The sequence below is a fragment of the Neoroseomonas oryzicola genome, assembly GCF_012163135.1.
GTDB classification, from domain to species: Bacteria; Pseudomonadota; Alphaproteobacteria; order Acetobacterales; family Acetobacteraceae; genus Neoroseomonas; species Neoroseomonas oryzicola.
Genome location: NZ_JAAVUP010000002.1, coordinates 1,007,403 through 1,021,969 on the forward strand (window position 1 = coordinate 1,007,403; position 14,567 = coordinate 1,021,969).

The following is a 14,567-nucleotide window of genomic DNA, read 5'->3' on the forward strand; positions in this document are numbered from 1 at the left end:
CCGATGCCCCGCGCCACGGCAGACGCCCGCAACCCTTGCGCGGCAGGGAGACGTCCCATGGACAGGACCGCCCAGTGCCTCTGCGGTGGCCTGCGCGCCATCGTCTCGGCGCCGCCGCAGGGGGTGACGATCTGTCACTGCAGGGACTGCCAGCGCCGCTCGGGCGTGCCGCTCACCTGCAACGCCTTCTTCCGGACCGCCGACGTGCGGCTCGAGGGCGCGCACCGGGTCTATGTCCGTGACGGGCAGGAAGGTCGGAAGGTGCGCCATCATTTCTGCCCGGACTGCGGCACCACCGTCTTCTCGCAGGGCGAGAAGTTCCCGGGCCTGTGCATGGTGGTGGTGGGCGCCTTCGCGGATCCGGACTTCCCGGCGCCCACCGCCTCGGTCTTCGAAGAGACGATGCATCCCTGGGTCCTGCTGCCGCCCGGGATCGAGCATTACGCGCAGGGCCGCGCGGCCGGGGCGCTCAAGCCCAAACCTGCGTGATCGGGCCGTCGGCGGGCTTTGCCCCTCCCCACCGCCGTCCTAGACGACGCGCTCCGGGCGGTTCGGGGAAGGGTTGAGATGCGCGGCAGACGCGACTGCTTCGGCGCCATCGGCGCGGCCATCGGCGTCGCGGCAGGGGGTGCGCCAGCCATGGCGCAATCCGCCTGGTCGCGGCTCCCGGGCGAATTCGCCCGGATCGAGCGCAGCCAGGGCGGTCGGCTCGGCGTCGCGGTGCTCGACACCGGCGGCCGCCGCGCGGCCGAACACCGGGGCGGCGACCGCTTCCCGATGGCCAGCACCTTCAAGATGCTCCTCGGCGGTGCCGTGCTGGCGCGGATCGATGCGGGGCAGGACAGCCTCGAACGCCGCATCCGCTTCGGGCGGGGCGACCTCGTCACCTACTCGCCGGCCACCGAGGGGCAGGCCGGCGGAGAGGGCATGACGGTCGCCGCGCTGCTCGAGGCGATGATGACGCTCAGCGACAACACGGCGGCGAACCTGCTGCTCTCGGCGATCGGTGGGCCGGAGGGGCTGACCGCCTTCCTGCGCCGGCATGGCGATGCCGTCACGCGGCTGGACCGGATGGAGCCGGCGCTGAACGAAGGCACGCCCGGCGATCCGCGGGACACCACCAGCCCGGCCGCGATGCTGGCGACCATGCGGGCGCTGACGCTGGGGGAGGCGCTGTCCGCGCCGTCCCGCGCGCGGCTGGTCTGGCTGATGGAGGGCAACCGGGTCAGCGGGTCGCTGTTCCGCGCTCGGCTGCCGCAGGGCTGGCGCATCGGCGACCGCAGCGGCGCCGGCGGCTTCAACACCCGCGGCATCGCCGCCGTGATCTGGCCCTCGGGCGGGCGGGCGCCGTTGCTGGTGACGGCCTACCTGACCGAGGGGCCGCAGCGGACGCTGGCGGCGAGGGATGCCGTGCTGGCCGAGGTCGGCGGGGCGATCTTCGCGGCCTATGGCGCAGGCTGACCGCCGGGGCGGGGACGGCGTGCATTCGCCACCTCGGCCACCGCTGCGGCGGCGAGGGCGACGCCCAGCGCCAGCGTCGCCGCAGCCGATCCGATCCCGAGCCAGGACCAGCGCAGCGAATCCACCGTCGCCATGCGGCGCGGGTCGTGCGGATCGATCACCACCGCGACCCGCTCGCCGTGGCGGGGCGCGGGATGCGGATCGAGCCAGACGCCGGCGACCGGCCGGATGGTGCGCCCCTCGACGCGCCCGGCCGGCGTCTCGGCGAGCAACGTCAGGCCGGCCTGGTCCAGGCGACGCGCCGTGCGGGCTTCGGTGACGGTCGCGTCCGCGCGCGGCCAGGAGCGCAGCATCGCGAGGTCCGACCAGCCCAGCCAGGCGAACAGCAGCCCCGTGGGTAGGATCACCGCCGCCAGCGCGACGACCAGCCGCCCGAGCAGAGCATCCGTGTCCGGCGCGGTCACAGGGGTTTCTCCATGAAGACCCGGGCGAAGCCGTCCTGCTCGGCGCGATGCGTCTCGACGTAGCCGAGCGCCGCGTAGAGCGTGACGTTCCGCGCCATCCGCTCATGCGTGTAGAGGCGGATGCAGGGATGCCCGCGGCGGCGTGCCTCGGCCGCGGCGAAGGCCATCAGATCCCGGAACAGGCCGCGGCCGCGCGCGGACGGCGCGATCGCGATGTTGTCGAGCAGCAGCGCGCCGTCCTCGTCCTCGAGGATGAGGGCCGCGGCGAGGCCGCCATCGGCCTCCACCACCCAGGCCTCGCCCGCCGCGATGCGCGCGGCGTAGTCGTCGGTCATCGGGCCGGGCTCGCGCCCGATCACCGGGACCCATTCGGCATAGGCGTCGCGGACGAGATCGCGCAGCGCCGCGGCCTCGTCGGGCCGGGCGCGGCGCGGGGTCACCGGTTCCGCGGCAGCCGCCGCGCCAGCACGTCGAGCACCGCCATGCGGCAGGCGACGCCCATTTCCACCTGCTCCCCGATCACGCTGCGCGTCGGGTGGTCGGCGATGGCGCTGTCGATCTCGACGCCACGGTTCATCGGGCCCGGATGCATCACGATGCTGTCGGGCTTGGCGAGGGCGAGCTTCTCGGCATCCAGCCCGTAGAAGCGGAAGAACTCGCGGGCCGAGGGCACGAGGCCGCCCGACATGCGTTCGCGCTGCAGGCGCAGCATCATCACGACGTCGGCGTCCTTGAGGCCCGCCTTCATGTCGTGGAAGACCTCGACGCCAAGCCGCGCGGCGTCCGCCGGGATCAGCGTGGGCGGCCCGACCACGCGCACCCGGCTGCCCATCGTCGTCAGCAGGTGGATGTTGGACCGCGCGACGCGCGAATGGGCGATGTCGCCGCAGATCGCGACCACCAGGCCCTGCAGACTGCCCTTGTGGCGGCGGATGGTCAGCGCGTCGAGCAGCGCCTGGGTCGGGTGCTCATGCGTGCCGTCGCCGGCATTGATCACCGCGGCATCGACCTTCTGCGACAGCAGCGCCGGCGCGCCGGACTGCGCGTGCCGGATCACCAGCAGGTCGCACTGCATCGCGTTCAGGGTCGAGGCGGTGTCGAGCAGCGTCTCCCCCTTGTTCACGCTGCTGGTGCTGACGGACATGTTGATCACGTCCGCGCCCAGCCGCTTGCCGGCCAGCTCGAAGCTGGTCCGCGTGCGGGTGCTGTCCTCGAAGAACAGGTTGATCAGCGTGCGGCCCTTGAGCAGGTCGCGCTGCGTCTTCCCGCTGCGGTTCAGCAGCGCGTAGGATTCGGCGAGGTCGAGCAGGTCCGCGATGTGCGGGGGCTCGAGGCCCTCGATGGCGAGGAGGTGTTTGGACGGGTAGGACACGGGCCGGACCTTAGGCCGCCGGGCCGGATTCGGCCAGGGTCACCCGGGCCGCAGGGCGGCGCGCAGCCGGGTGGCCAGCGCGTCCTGCTCCTCCCGCGTCGGGCCCTCCTGGACCAGCCTTTTGCGGCCGTCCGCGGCAAGGATCAGGGTGCGCCAGATCGGATCGCCCTCGCCTTCCTTGCCCTGCCGGACCTCGACGGCGAGGCTGCCGGGCGAAGTTCAGCCGGGACGTCCCCAGCCCGTCGAAGCAGGGGGGGGGCGGTATCCAGGGACGGCCGGACGGCCCGGCCGCGCCGAGGGTCTCAGCCATCGTCCTCCGTGGTCCTCCCCCCCGGCGCGGGCTTCGTCGCGTCCAGGGCGGATTGGAGCATATACGCCGCCGCGGCGCGGTCCACGGCTTCGGCCCGCTTCGCCCGCGTCAGGTCGGCCTCGCTGATCAGCATCCGGTTCACCGCGGCCGAGGAGAGGCGTTCGTCGAACAGCGCGCAGGGCAGGCCGGTGGCCTCGCTCAGCGAGCGCGCCCAGTCCTTCGCCGCCTGCGCGGCGGGGCCCATGGTGCCATCCATCGACAGCGGCAGGCCGACCACCAGTCCCGCCGCGCCTTCCTTGCGCGCGATGGCGGCGATCTCGGCGGCATTGGCGGCGAGCTTGCCGCGCTTGAGGCTGCCATAGGGGCTCGCCAGCATAAGCGTGACGTCGGACAGCGCCACGCCGATCGTCTTGGTCCCCGGATCGAGGCCGATCAGCCGTTCGTTCCGGCCGAGGCCCGCGCGCAGTTCCTTCAGGTTGATGATGGCCATGCGCGGCCTTATGGTCCGCCGCCCGTTTCCCTGGAAGCAGAGAGTAATGTCCCTCGATACCGCCACCGTGCGGCGCGTCGCCGCCCTTGCCCGCATCCGCCTGCCTGAGGAGGAGGTCGCCCGCGTGCAGGGCGAGCTCAACGGCATCCTCGGCTGGATCGAGCAACTGCAGGCGGTGAACACCGACGGCGTGGAGCCGATGGCCGGCGGCAACCCCGAAGGCATCGCCGCCATGCCGATGCGCGACGACGTGGTGACCGACGGGGGCATCGCCCCGAAGGTCCTGGCCAATGCCCCCGATCGCGAGGGCGAGTATTTCGGCGTGCCGAAGGTGGTCGAGTGATGCATCCGACGGATTTCACCCTCGCCGGCGCCGTCGCCGCGCTCGAGGAAGGCGTCATCTCGGCCGCCGAGCTGACGCGCGCGCATGTCGAGGCGATCGAGGCGCTGAACCCGCGCCTCAATGCCCTGCTGACCGTCACCGCCGAGCACGCGATGGAGGCCGCGAAGGGTTCCGACGCGAAGCGCGCGCGGGGCGAGGCCGGGCCGCTCGAGGGCATTCCCCTCGCGATCAAGGACCTGTTCTGCACCGAGGGCGTGCAGACCACTGCGGCGTCGAAGATCCTTGAGGGCTTCATCCCGCCCTATGAGAGCACCGTGACGTCGAAGCTGAAGCGGGACGGGGCGGTGTTCCTGGGCAAGGCGAACCTCGACGAGTTCGCCATGGGGTCGTCGAACCTGACCTCGGCCTATGGCGGGGTGCTGAACCCGTGGTCCCGGCGGAACGATCCCGATGCGCGGCTGGTGCCGGGCGGGTCCTCGGGCGGGTCGGCCGCGGCGGTCGCGGCGCGCATGGCGCTGGGGGCGACGGGCACCGACACCGGCGGGTCGATCCGCCAGCCGGCGGCCTTCTGCGGCATTGCCGGCATCAAGCCGACCTATGGGCGCTGCTCGCGCTTCGGGATCGTGGCCTTCGCCTCCTCCCTCGACCAGGCCGGGCCGTTTGCCCGCACGGTCGAGGATTGCGCGATCCTGCTGCGGTCCATGGCCGGGCATGATCCGAAGGATTCGACCTCGGCCGACAAGCCCGTGCCGGACTTCGCCAAGGCCTGCACGCGGTCCGTGAAGGGGCTGCGGATCGGCGTGCCGAAGGAATACCGGCTCGATGGCACGCCGCCGGAGATCGAGAAGCTGTGGCGCCAGGGCCTCGACTGGCTGCGGGAGGCGGGGGCGGAGATCGTCGAAATCTCCCTGCCGCACACGCAGTACGCGCTGCCGACCTACTACATCGTCGCCCCCGCCGAGGCGTCCTCGAACCTCGCGCGCTATGACGGGGTGCGCTTCGGGCTGCGGGTGGCGGAGAAGACGTCCGACCTGCGCGACCTTTATGAGCGGACGCGCGAGGCGGGCTTCGGGCAGGAAGTGCGCCGGCGCATCATGATCGGCACCTATGTGCTCTCGGCCGGCTACTACGACGCCTACTACCTCAAGGCGCAGAAGGTCCGGGCGCTGATCGCCCGCGACTTCCGCGAGGCCTGGTCGCAGGTCGACGCGATCGTCACGCCGGCGACCCCCTCCGCGGCCTTCGCCGAGGGCGAGAACTCCGACGACCCGATCAAGATGTACCTGAACGACGTCTTCACCGTGACGGCGAACCTCGCCGGGCTGCCGGGCCTCGCGGTGCCGGCGGGGCTCGATCCGCAGGGGCTGCCACTCGGGCTGCAGGTGATCGGCCGGCCGTTCGACGAGGAGACGGTGTTCGCCGTCGGCGCCGCCATCGAGCGCGCGGCCGACTTCAAGGCGCTTCCCAGCATGAGGGCCGGGGCATGAGCTACACCATCGAGGGCGAGACCGGCCTCTGGGAACTGGTCATCGGGCTGGAAGTCCACGCGCAGGTCGTCTCCAACGCCAAGCTGTTCTCCGGCGCGGCGACCGCCTTCGGCGCCGAGCCGAACAGCCAGGTGTCGTTCGTCGATGCCGGCTTCCCCGGCATGCTGCCGGTGATCAACCGCGAATGCGTGGCGCAGGCGGTGCGCACGGGCCTTGGCCTGAACGCCAAGGTCAACCTGTGGTCGCGCTTCGACCGCAAGAACTACTTCTATGCGGACCTGCCGCAGGGCTACCAGATCAGCCAGTTCGCGCATCCGATCATCGGCGAGGGCCAGATCGAGATCGAACTGCAGGACGGCAGCACCAAGACCATCGGGATCACGCGCCTGCACCTTGAGCAGGATGCCGGCAAGTCGCTGCACGACCAGCACCCGTCCAAGTCCTTCATCGACCTGAACCGGTCGGGTGTCGCGCTGATGGAGATCGTGTCGGAACCCGACATGCGCTCGCCTGAGGAAGCCGGCGCCTACCTGACGAAGCTGCGGCAGATCCTGCGCTACCTCGGCACCTGCGACGGCAACATGGAGGAAGGGTCCATGCGCGCCGACGTGAATGTGTCGGTGCGCAAGGCCGACGAGGGCTACCGCACGCGCTGCGAGGTGAAGAACGTCAACTCCATCCGCTTCGTGATGCAGGCTGTGGAGGCCGAGGCGCGTCGCCAGATCGAGGTGTGGGAATCGGGTGGCACGGTCGAGCAGGAGACGCGCCTGTTCGACACCGGCCGCGGCATCACGCGGTCGATGCGGTCGAAGGAGGATGCGCACGACTACCGCTACTTCCCCGACCCCGACCTGCCGCCGCTGGTGATCGAGCAGTCCTGGGTCGACCAGCTCAAGGCCGCGCTGCCGGAACTGCCGGACCAGCGCCGCGCGCGCTACGTGCGCGACTATGGCGTGACGCCCTATGACGCACATGTGCTGACGCTCGAGAAGGAGACGGCCGCCTATTACGAGGCGGTCGCCAAGGGACGCGACGCCAAGCAGGCGGCGAACTGGGTGATGGGCGACCTGTTCGCAGCCATCAACCGCACCAAGACCTCGATCGCGGAACCGCCGGTGAGCGCGGCGGACCTCGGCGCGCTGCTCGACCTGATGGCGGACAGCACGCTGTCGGGGAAGCTCGCGAAGGAGGTCTTCGAGGTGATGGTCGAGACCGGCCGCGCCCCTGGCGTCATCGTCGAGGAGCGCGGCCTGCGCCAGGTGACCGACACCGGCGCGATCGAGGCGGTGATCGACGGCGTGCTCGCCGCCAATGCCGACAAGGTCGCGGAATACCGATCCGGCAAGGACAAGCTGTTCGGCTTCTTCGTCGGCCAGACCATGAAGGCCATGCAGGGCAAGGGGAATCCGGCCCTGGTGAACGAGGTGTTGAAGAAGAAGCTCGCCTGACGCCACGCTTCCCCTGGTGCGGCCGGGCATGCTTCGCTCGGCCGCAGAAGCCTGGGGAGCCGGCATGGAATGCGAGTCGCGGGGCGAGGACGCCACGGCGCCGGACGTGCGCCATGCCCAGACCGTGCTGCTTGCGGAGCGCGCCGCGGTCCTGATCCTGCTGGCGCTGCTGCTGTATGGCGTGGCGCAGGTCCTTGCCCCTTTCGCCATGGCGATCGCCTTCGGCGCCTTCACCGCCATCGGCACCTGGCCGCTGCGGGCCTGGCTGGTCGCGCGTGGGCTGCGGCCGGGCATGGCGGCGGCGGCGATGCTGGTGGGCGTCATCCTCGTCGTCGCGCTGCCGATGATGCTGATGGCGCCCGACCTCGCGGACCAGATCGGCGACGTCGTGACGCGCGGGCGCGAAATGGTCGAGCGGCTTCCGCCCGAGGCGCCGTCCTGGGTGCGGGACCTGCCGCTGGTGGGCGAGCGCGCGGCCGCCGGCTGGTCGCAGCTGCGCGCCTGGCAGGGAGATGTCCGCTCCCTGATCGAACCCTATAGCGGGCAGATCGCGCGGCTGCTGGTCGGCATCGGCCAGCAGGCGGCGGGGAGCCTGTTGCAGCTGCTGCTGTCCCTCGTCGTCGCGACGATGTTCTGGATCAGCGGCGATCGCATGGTGGCACAGCTGCAGGACATCGCGGGGCGGCTCGGCGGGCCGGTTGGGGTCGAGGCCGTGGAGGCCGCCGGCGGCGCGGTTCGCGGCGTCGCCTGGGGCGTGGTCGGCACCGGCGTGTTGCAGGCGGTTCTGATGGGCGTGGGGCTCGCGATCGCGGGCGTCCCGGGGGCGGCGGTGCTCGGCTTCCTGACCATGATCTTCTCGATCAGCCAGGTGCTCGGTCCGCTCGTCATCGTGACCTGGGGCGGCGCGGCAGCCTGGCTCTACGGCCAGGGGGATACGGGCTGGGCGCTGTTCATGCTGGCCTGGGGCGGCGTGCTGGTGTCGGGCAGCGACAACATCGTCCGCCCGCTGCTGATCCAGCGCGGGAGTGCGATGCCGCTGGGGCTCATCATCCTCGGCGTCTTCGGCGGGCTGGTGGCCTTCGGCTTCCTCGGGCTGTTCGTCGGGCCGGCGCTGCTGGCGGTGGCGCATGGGCTGCTCGGCGCTTGGCAGGGCAGGGGGACGGACAGGGCCGAGGCCTGACGCCGCCCGATGGACGGGCCAGGGCCGGCATGCGAAGCCTGCGGGCAACGCCTTCAGGGAACATGCGCGCATGAGCATCGAGTTCTGGACCTGGAACACGCCGAACGGCCGCAAGATCAGCGTGGCACTCGAGGAGATGGGGCTGCCCTACACGGTGAAGACCGTGAACATCTCCAAGGATGAGCAGTTCAATCCCGAGTTCCTCGCCTTCAGCCCGAACAACCGCATCCCCGCGATCAAGGACCCCGAGGGTCCCGACGGCAAGCCGATCACGGTGTTCGAAAGCGGCGCGATCCTGCTCTACCTCGCCGAGAAGACGGGGAAGTTCCTGCCGAAGAGCCTGCGCGACCGCGTGCCGGTCTATGAATGGCTGATGTGGCAGATGGGCGGCTTCGGGCCGATGCCGGGCCAGGTGCACCATTTCCTGATGCAGCCCGAAGGGCCGGCGCGGGACTACGGCTTCAGCCGCTATCACAAGGAGACGGTCCGGCTGTACGGCGTGCTGGACCGCCAACTGGAAGGGCGGGACTTCGTCGCGACGCGCGGCGAGCCGAGCGTGGCCGATTTCGCGATTCTCGGCTGGGCCTGGCGGCATGAGAGGCACCAGGTGGACCTCGCGACCGTGCCGAATGTGAAGCGGTGGTACGAGGCGATGATGGCCCGCCCCGCGACAAAGCGGGGCTTCGAGGTCGCGCTGTCCTAGTTTTCGCGGCGGGCGGCGCGGGAGGTTTGACGGCCCGTGCCCCCGCCGTTAGAAGCAGCGCCCTGCAACGCCGTGTGACTTTCCACTCCTGCGGAGGGGTGGCCGAGTGGCCGAAGGCGGCGGTTTGCTAAACCGTTATAGGATGTCAAGTCCTATCGTGGGTTCGAATCCCATCCCCTCCGCCATTTCTCGAGGTTTTCTGCGGGTCTCGGGCAGGTTGTGACCCATGCCCCCTCAAATGCCCCCTCAGTCGAGGGCCGATGCAGCCGGCGCGTTTAGCGTCGATGGGGCAACCGGCGTCCAAGAGATCGTACCGAGCCGGCGCAGCAATTCTGCCGGCGCAACGCGACGGGCGCGCGCATTGGATCCCGGCTTTGCCAGATATTCTTCCACCTTTCCCATCGCGACCTCGCGGACTTCAACAAGGTTCAGATCGTAGTCGTAGACTGCGATCAGCAACGCGTCGGCGTCCTTGGCAGTCGGGAAGCGCGACAGCATCCCATGCGCGGCCTTCGCGCCCTTCTTCATGACGGTCGACTTGATCTCCAGCCGCCGATCTGTCTTTGGGCACGTTGCGTCGAAACCAGCGGAAAGGGCCGCCGCCTTGTTCAGCCCGAGGCGATGGATCACGTCCAATTCAGCGAGAAAGCCCATTGTTCCGCGGCTGGCCGCGCCCGTCTCTCGATGGAGCCGCACGCCGACAGCCCGAAGCAGATCCAGAAAGTCTCGTTCAGATAGGCCATCGAGGTAGGCATGCACGGCAAGGCTCCCTGAGAGAAATGCGGGCAGCACCGTAGCGCTAGAGCGAGCCTCCGAGGCAACGAGGAGCGCCTGTCCTACCGGGCCGACTGCGAATTGTACTCGGGTGCACCACCCCCGCCCCTCCGGGGGCGTTCGCTCGCGCGGCCTCGTGTCCCTGACGGACGCCGATACAAAATCCGCCGGGAAATCCAATGTTCTGGCGGCGCTGCTTCAACTCGATGCACTTCGCGCGAACAAGCGACCTCGCGCAAACAGCGGGGTCTCCGCTACCGGGGGGGGCGACCACAAGAGTAGGAAGTGCCGCAGCGACCCATTAACGGACCAGTGCTCGAAAGGCTGTGCCGCGCGTTCAGGCCCCAGTTCGGCGGCGTGATCGGCCGAAAACCACCGGCGCGCTTCGCTTCCGCGGCGGCCAAAGGATTTTGGCCGGGAAGCCGGTCATCTGGCTCGGCCCTTCCCTGGCATCGCGGCGCCGGATGCGAAAACATGATCGAGACGATGGAGGGCTTCATCCTGCGCGCGACGACGGGTCGATGTTGGCCTGTGCGTTTGGTCCCGCAGCACGAGCCGGTTCAGAGCGCTGAGAGCGAGGGAAGAGCGATGGGAGGGTAGCTTGGACGGCCTTGCGACCAGATACCTGTTAGTGCCGGCCCCATGGCAACCCGTAGGGCGGCAGGCAAAAAGCCCCTTCTCGCTAGGCCTTCGGCCGTCCATGCTCCTTTGCAATGGTGGGCGCAGCATTGGGCACCGATACTATGCCGGCGTCAGAATCTGGTTAGGGCAAGAGGGCGGGATGGAGACCGAGGTCCAGACAAGCTTCCGCGTGACTGTGTGGGAGCCCTACTTCAGCAAGCGCATGATCCTTCACGTCGACCAGCCGAGTTCGGTGAAGCTCTATGGTCGCGAGCACGAATTGCAACATGAGGTGTTCACATGTGAGATCGCCGAAGACGTCTGGGGCGGTATCACAGACGATACGAGCCGGGAGCAGCTCCAGCGAGGATTCCTCGGAGCATTTGAGGCAAGCCAGCCTCCGTCGAGCCGAAGCATGGTGCACCTGGGCGCCTACTTGAATCTCGTTGATCTGGCAATTCGTTCAGGTCACAGCAGTTGGTCACAGAGCCAGTCCCAGATATCGGATATCGGCGCAGCACCGGTGCTAGCAGACACGCTCTATGCGTTTCACCAGCAGCTGTCGTGGATCTACGAAACTTTTCGGGATGTTCCCGGCGCCACGGTGTCGGTCAGATGACAGTGCCAAGTCTCGCGTCGCCAAAGATTGCCGAAGACGCTCTCGCGCGACTGTTCCTCGCCGGACAGCCGGCCACGCTTGAGGTGAGCGAGGAAACCGCGTTTTGCGGCGGTCGTTTGAATCTTGGTCAGGTTATGGTCCAGGCGCCCGAGACAACAAACGTTGGCCTACGAACGAGCGTGCGCGTCGGTAGTTTTATATGGATCGTACCACCACGCGATGAGGTGGAGGCTGGTCTGAAGTCGCTTGCGAGCAAAGCGGGGCAATCATTCTCGGGTGCAGCGGCACCCCGTTCGGAGGCAAAGCTGGCCTCGGCTTTGGATGCGATTGTTCAGGTCGCAGCCCGTATCGGCCTTGTGAAGCCAGTCTTCGATGCCCGCATCGTACAGCGGTTCCCTTTGCACCGGCCGGCTACAGTGGTTGCCGATACATCCGGCGTCCATCATGGTGCATTGAATTTTGTTGCGAGCTACCTGCAGCCAATGGCGCGCATCAAGTTACCGGCCATTCTCCACATGGAGATTGTCAATCAAGCTGATCGGTACTTCAGTGCGCGGAGGAAACGAGGCAAGCCTCTTGATCAGCTCTGCGAGCACCTCAAAAGCCAAACAGGTCAGCGCGCGCTTCTCCGGCTGGAGTTGAAGGACGACACCGAGATAGAGCGCAACTTTCTGCTGAGCGATCCCTTGCGGAGTGCCTTCATCCCCGACAAAGACGAAGATCTCAAAGATCTAAATCTCAGCGTGCCGCTAAAAAGCTATGTCGACCGCCTGATTCTCGAAGCGGCGCGCCAGCATCAATACCACGCGCCTCCTGGACACGACGTCTTCGTTCTGACCGGCGATCAGGGGCTAGCACGAATGGCCATCGCGGAGGGCGTGCCGCCGATGTTCTTTCGCCACGTCAGGCCTGAACAGTTCTTCGATCGCCGCCTGAGCGGCGCACTGCTTCACCCGATCAAGGGAACGCTCGTAGGGCACTCGCTGGCTGAGGTGCTTTGGGAACTCGCAACTGCATTTGGACAGGCGCGGCTGTCAGTCGGCGAAGCGTTTGTTGAAGCGACTGCGCTCCATGCAGATCTCCCTTGGTCCTCCTATCATACCCAAGACGATTTGCTCTGGTTCTCGACTGGGGGCCTTCCGCAGTGGCCCGTTGAATCCAGGGACGTGGAGGCGGCCACCATTGCTGGCCTGGCAATCGCGAGTCCTACAGAGACCGCGTCGCAGGACGGCGAGTCGCCGTTGAGCGCCGCTACCATTGCGGCGCCCACGAAACCTAAGTCCAAGGCGACACGCGGGCGTTCCGCAACGCAAACATCGACGTCCGAACGAGGTGGAGTACGATTTCACCGCTTCAGTCCTCAAACACTGGTCACGTTGGTCGACGCACTCTCTGAAAGCGGTCCAACCAGCGATGCTGACATTGCCCGAAGGTTCAAGCTATCCAACAAAGACACGCGTGCCGAGCACCGACGCTTGCTCGTATCGGGTGGGTTCATCCGGTTCGACGCTGGGTCGTGGATTCCAACAGATGCGCTTCAAGATCTCGCGCTGGCGCAACGCTTGGGCGATGTGGTTCAGATGGCCACTCACTTCATGAAGATCCCGTCGTATCAAGTGGTTGCAGATGCGCTCACCGATGCGTGGAACTCAAAGCAGGCACTCGCGTTGGAACTTCCGCAAAGGGTACGTGCCAACTACACGGTCCTGGCAGAGATCACAGGGATCGGTGCAACGGTCGAGGGTATCGGATTGCTCCCAACGCCGGAGCACCCGTCCGTTGCTCGCTTCACGGATATCGCCATGCAAACGTTTCACAATTTGGCAGCTGGTGAACGCTTGGTTTCGGCAGGCGCGTGGCTTGAAGCGTTGGTCCAGCAATGCGGCGTCCATCCGCTGGTTGCGAGAGACAAGCTAAGGGAGGCTGCGGCTGCGAGATTACTACGGCCGCATACCGAGGGATCGACAATCGATACAAGCTTCGATGATCATACGCTTCGGGTGCTGCAGTTGAAGGATGGGCGCCCCGTTGTCGAAAACGTATTCCTTTACCGCGGCGATTTTCTCACGCCTGGAAAGGCGAGCACGAGCCTCAGTTTGGAGCGCGTGGAGCCATGAGCCTCAGAGACAGACTGAAGGCGGCCAGGGCTGCCAAGCCGGGCGATGTGCGGGATGTCTTCACGCGGTTCGGTACGCTGGGAAACCCATTCCCCTCATCGACGCACAACACAGATAACCCTCATCTCCGCATGCACTACGATGACGACATTGAGGCACGCATTGAGGCCTTCATGGCTGATCACCGGACGAGAGTTGTCATCATCGAAGGCACACAGGGAACAGGGAAGACGAACCTCCTAAACCACTACGCGAGCGAAATCCGGAGCGCCATTGAGGATGACATGGGCTTCTATGTCGTGCGGTATCTAGCCGACCCGGAAGCTTCGTTCGATGGGACTATCCGCCGATTGCTGCATGAGCTTGGCCCAGAGCATCTGCAGGTCCTGGGTCAGAAGTTGGCGCAAACCGGCAACGGCGCGATTGAGTCGGCACGTAGCGTGGAGGTGAGAACAGCACTGTATAACTTGTCGGCAGATCCTACCCTAGATGTCGCACGCAGCTTCCTCGAATGGCTGCTCGGGATGCGTCTACTCAACGCTCACCGCAACTCACTTGGCGTGGGGTTTCGGCTCGATACGATCGAGGCACGTACGGCAGCGCTGAGAGATCTTGTGACGGTGAGCGCAGAGGTCGGTTTGCTGAACGGGATCTTCCTGCTACTTGACGAGCTAGAGAAGCAGGATGGCGTCTTGTCGCCAACGGCCGTCGTTCGCTATCTCTCTGCGCTTCGCGCAATCATAGACGCATTGCCATCACACCTATTTATGATGCTCGCGATGACGCCGGATGCAATGCGCCGGTACTCAGTATCACTACCCGCGTTCCGTAGCAGGTTACAGGATCGGGTGGAGTTGACGCCGCTGCAGACAGAAGATGAGTCGGTAGCACTTGGTCGCTTCTATTTGGACCAAGCGCGCGATGCCGCGCGAAGGATCCGCGGGCCGCTTCCGAAAGGTGTGCAGCCGATCGTGACAGAAGCGGAGATGCGTAGTTCCTTCCAACGCCTCTTGCCGGCCGCCCAGCGACTTAGCGACACCGGCGTCCGGCAGCGTAGATTCCTTCACGACTTGTTTGAAATGGCGGAGCGGCGCATTTACGAGTCTGAGGTCTGAGGATTTGGATCGGGGTTAACCAGACGGTATGCCGTTGCTTCATCGCCGCGCCCGTTATGGCCG

General features: G+C 67.1%; 15 protein-coding genes and 1 tRNA gene. 11 read left to right on the forward strand and 5 right to left on the reverse strand.

Annotation, left to right across the window (positions count from 1 at the left end; genetic code table 11):
• Positions 1 to 57: 57 nt before the first annotated feature.
• Both GWK15_RS11350 and bla read left to right on the forward strand, forming a co-directional pair.
• Complete coding sequence (locus GWK15_RS11350) at positions 58 to 489, forward strand: GFA family protein (protein ID WP_168041387.1); 432 nt, start codon at positions 58 to 60, stop codon at positions 487 to 489.
• A gap of 78 nt (positions 490 to 567) precedes the next feature.
• Positions 568 to 1,461, forward strand: a complete 894-nt coding sequence (bla, locus tag GWK15_RS11355) for a class A beta-lactamase (RefSeq protein WP_168041388.1) — start codon at positions 568 to 570, stop codon at positions 1,459 to 1,461.
• Here the strand turns inward: bla and GWK15_RS11360 are convergent.
• From GWK15_RS11360 to ruvX, 4 genes are all read right to left on the reverse strand, one after another.
• Positions 1,446 to 1,925 carry a DUF3592 domain-containing protein gene (locus GWK15_RS11360; protein ID WP_168041389.1) on the reverse strand — a complete coding sequence of 160 codons (480 nt, stop codon included), beginning with the start codon at positions 1,923 to 1,925 and terminating at the stop codon, positions 1,446 to 1,448. The two genes, bla and GWK15_RS11360, sit on opposite strands and share 16 nt — an antisense overlap.
• The gene (locus GWK15_RS11365) at positions 1,922 to 2,365 is read right to left on the reverse strand and encodes a GNAT family N-acetyltransferase (RefSeq protein WP_168041390.1); all 444 of its coding nucleotides are present in this window, start codon (positions 2,363 to 2,365) and stop codon (positions 1,922 to 1,924) included. The genes GWK15_RS11360 and GWK15_RS11365 overlap by 4 nt, the downstream gene beginning before the upstream one ends.
• The gene (locus GWK15_RS11370; RefSeq protein ID WP_168041391.1) at positions 2,362 to 3,297 is read right to left on the reverse strand and encodes an aspartate carbamoyltransferase catalytic subunit; all 936 of its coding nucleotides are present in this window, start codon (positions 3,295 to 3,297) and stop codon (positions 2,362 to 2,364) included. Before GWK15_RS11370 ends, GWK15_RS11365 begins: the two co-directional genes overlap by 4 nt.
• A gap of 302 nt (positions 3,298 to 3,599) precedes the next feature.
• The gene (ruvX, locus tag GWK15_RS11375; RefSeq protein WP_168041392.1) at positions 3,600 to 4,097 is read right to left on the reverse strand and encodes a Holliday junction resolvase RuvX; all 498 of its coding nucleotides are present in this window, start codon (positions 4,095 to 4,097) and stop codon (positions 3,600 to 3,602) included.
• A gap of 46 nt (positions 4,098 to 4,143) precedes the next feature.
• Here ruvX and gatC point away from each other — a divergent pair, with 46 nt between their 5' ends.
• The 6 genes from gatC to GWK15_RS11405 all read left to right on the forward strand — a co-directional run bounded on the left by gatC (position 4,144) and on the right by GWK15_RS11405 (position 9,443).
• Positions 4,144 to 4,440, forward strand: a complete 297-nt coding sequence (gene gatC, locus GWK15_RS11380; protein WP_168041393.1) for an Asp-tRNA(Asn)/Glu-tRNA(Gln) amidotransferase subunit GatC — start codon at positions 4,144 to 4,146, stop codon at positions 4,438 to 4,440.
• Positions 4,440 to 5,927 (forward strand): Asp-tRNA(Asn)/Glu-tRNA(Gln) amidotransferase subunit GatA, encoded by a 1,488-nt coding sequence (gene gatA, locus GWK15_RS11385; RefSeq protein WP_168041394.1) that lies wholly within the window; start codon positions 4,440 to 4,442, stop codon positions 5,925 to 5,927. Before gatC ends, gatA begins: the two co-directional genes overlap by 1 nt.
• Positions 5,924 to 7,375 (forward strand): Asp-tRNA(Asn)/Glu-tRNA(Gln) amidotransferase subunit GatB, encoded by a 1,452-nt coding sequence (gene gatB, locus GWK15_RS11390; protein ID WP_168041395.1) that lies wholly within the window; start codon positions 5,924 to 5,926, stop codon positions 7,373 to 7,375. The genes gatA and gatB overlap by 4 nt, the downstream gene beginning before the upstream one ends.
• 64 nt (positions 7,376 to 7,439) lie before the next feature.
• Entirely contained in the window at positions 7,440 to 8,555 is a 1,116-nt protein-coding gene (locus GWK15_RS11395; protein ID WP_168041396.1) for an AI-2E family transporter, read from the forward strand.
• Positions 8,556 to 8,625: 70 nt separating this feature from the next.
• Positions 8,626 to 9,258, forward strand: a complete 633-nt coding sequence (locus GWK15_RS11400) for a glutathione S-transferase family protein (RefSeq protein WP_168041397.1) — start codon at positions 8,626 to 8,628, stop codon at positions 9,256 to 9,258.
• 92 nt (positions 9,259 to 9,350) lie between these two features.
• Positions 9,351 to 9,443 (forward strand) — tRNA-Ser (locus GWK15_RS11405).
• A 61-nt stretch (positions 9,444 to 9,504) separates the two neighbouring features.
• On the opposite strand, the gene GWK15_RS11410 is transcribed toward GWK15_RS11405, so the two are convergent.
• On the reverse strand, positions 9,505 to 10,017 hold the full coding sequence (locus tag GWK15_RS11410) for a hypothetical protein (protein WP_168041398.1): 513 nt from the start codon (positions 10,015 to 10,017) through the stop codon (positions 9,505 to 9,507).
• 796 nt (positions 10,018 to 10,813) lie between these two features.
• Between GWK15_RS11410 and GWK15_RS11415 the strand changes: the two genes are divergently transcribed.
• The 3 genes from GWK15_RS11415 to GWK15_RS11425 all read left to right on the forward strand — a co-directional run bounded on the left by GWK15_RS11415 (position 10,814) and on the right by GWK15_RS11425 (position 14,504).
• Positions 10,814 to 11,272: a hypothetical protein gene (locus GWK15_RS11415; RefSeq protein WP_168041399.1), complete on the forward strand. Its 459-nt coding sequence runs from the start codon at positions 10,814 to 10,816 to the stop codon at positions 11,270 to 11,272.
• Entirely contained in the window at positions 11,269 to 13,389 is a 2,121-nt protein-coding gene (locus GWK15_RS11420) for a hypothetical protein (RefSeq protein ID WP_168041400.1), read from the forward strand. Before GWK15_RS11415 ends, GWK15_RS11420 begins: the two co-directional genes overlap by 4 nt.
• Before the next feature lie 131 nt (positions 13,390 to 13,520).
• On the forward strand, positions 13,521 to 14,504 hold the full coding sequence (locus tag GWK15_RS11425) for a BREX system ATP-binding domain-containing protein (protein WP_168041401.1): 984 nt from the start codon (positions 13,521 to 13,523) through the stop codon (positions 14,502 to 14,504).
• Positions 14,505 to 14,567: the final 63 nt, after the last annotated feature.

Bases quoted from the DNA above. Each gene is read 5' to 3' on its own strand.
- GWK15_RS11350 (WP_168041387.1), top strand. From the start codon at position 58: ATGGACAGGACCGCCCAGTGCCTCTGCGGTGGCCTGCGCGCCATCGTC.
- bla (WP_168041388.1), top strand. From the start codon at position 568: ATGCGCGGCAGACGCGACTGCTTCGGCGCCATCGGCGCGGCCATCGGC.
- ruvX (WP_168041392.1), bottom strand. From the start codon at position 4,097: ATGGCCATCATCAACCTGAAGGAACTGCGCGCGGGCCTCGGCCGGAAC.
- gatC (WP_168041393.1), top strand. From the start codon at position 4,144: ATGTCCCTCGATACCGCCACCGTGCGGCGCGTCGCCGCCCTTGCCCGC.
- gatA (WP_168041394.1), top strand. From the start codon at position 4,440: ATGCATCCGACGGATTTCACCCTCGCCGGCGCCGTCGCCGCGCTCGAG.
- gatB (WP_168041395.1), top strand. From the start codon at position 5,924: ATGAGCTACACCATCGAGGGCGAGACCGGCCTCTGGGAACTGGTCATC.
- GWK15_RS11395 (WP_168041396.1), top strand. From the start codon at position 7,440: ATGGAATGCGAGTCGCGGGGCGAGGACGCCACGGCGCCGGACGTGCGC.
- GWK15_RS11400 (WP_168041397.1), top strand. From the start codon at position 8,626: ATGAGCATCGAGTTCTGGACCTGGAACACGCCGAACGGCCGCAAGATC.
- GWK15_RS11415 (WP_168041399.1), top strand. From the start codon at position 10,814: ATGGAGACCGAGGTCCAGACAAGCTTCCGCGTGACTGTGTGGGAGCCC.
- GWK15_RS11420 (WP_168041400.1), top strand. From the start codon at position 11,269: ATGACAGTGCCAAGTCTCGCGTCGCCAAAGATTGCCGAAGACGCTCTC.
- GWK15_RS11425 (WP_168041401.1), top strand. From the start codon at position 13,521: ATGCACTACGATGACGACATTGAGGCACGCATTGAGGCCTTCATGGCT.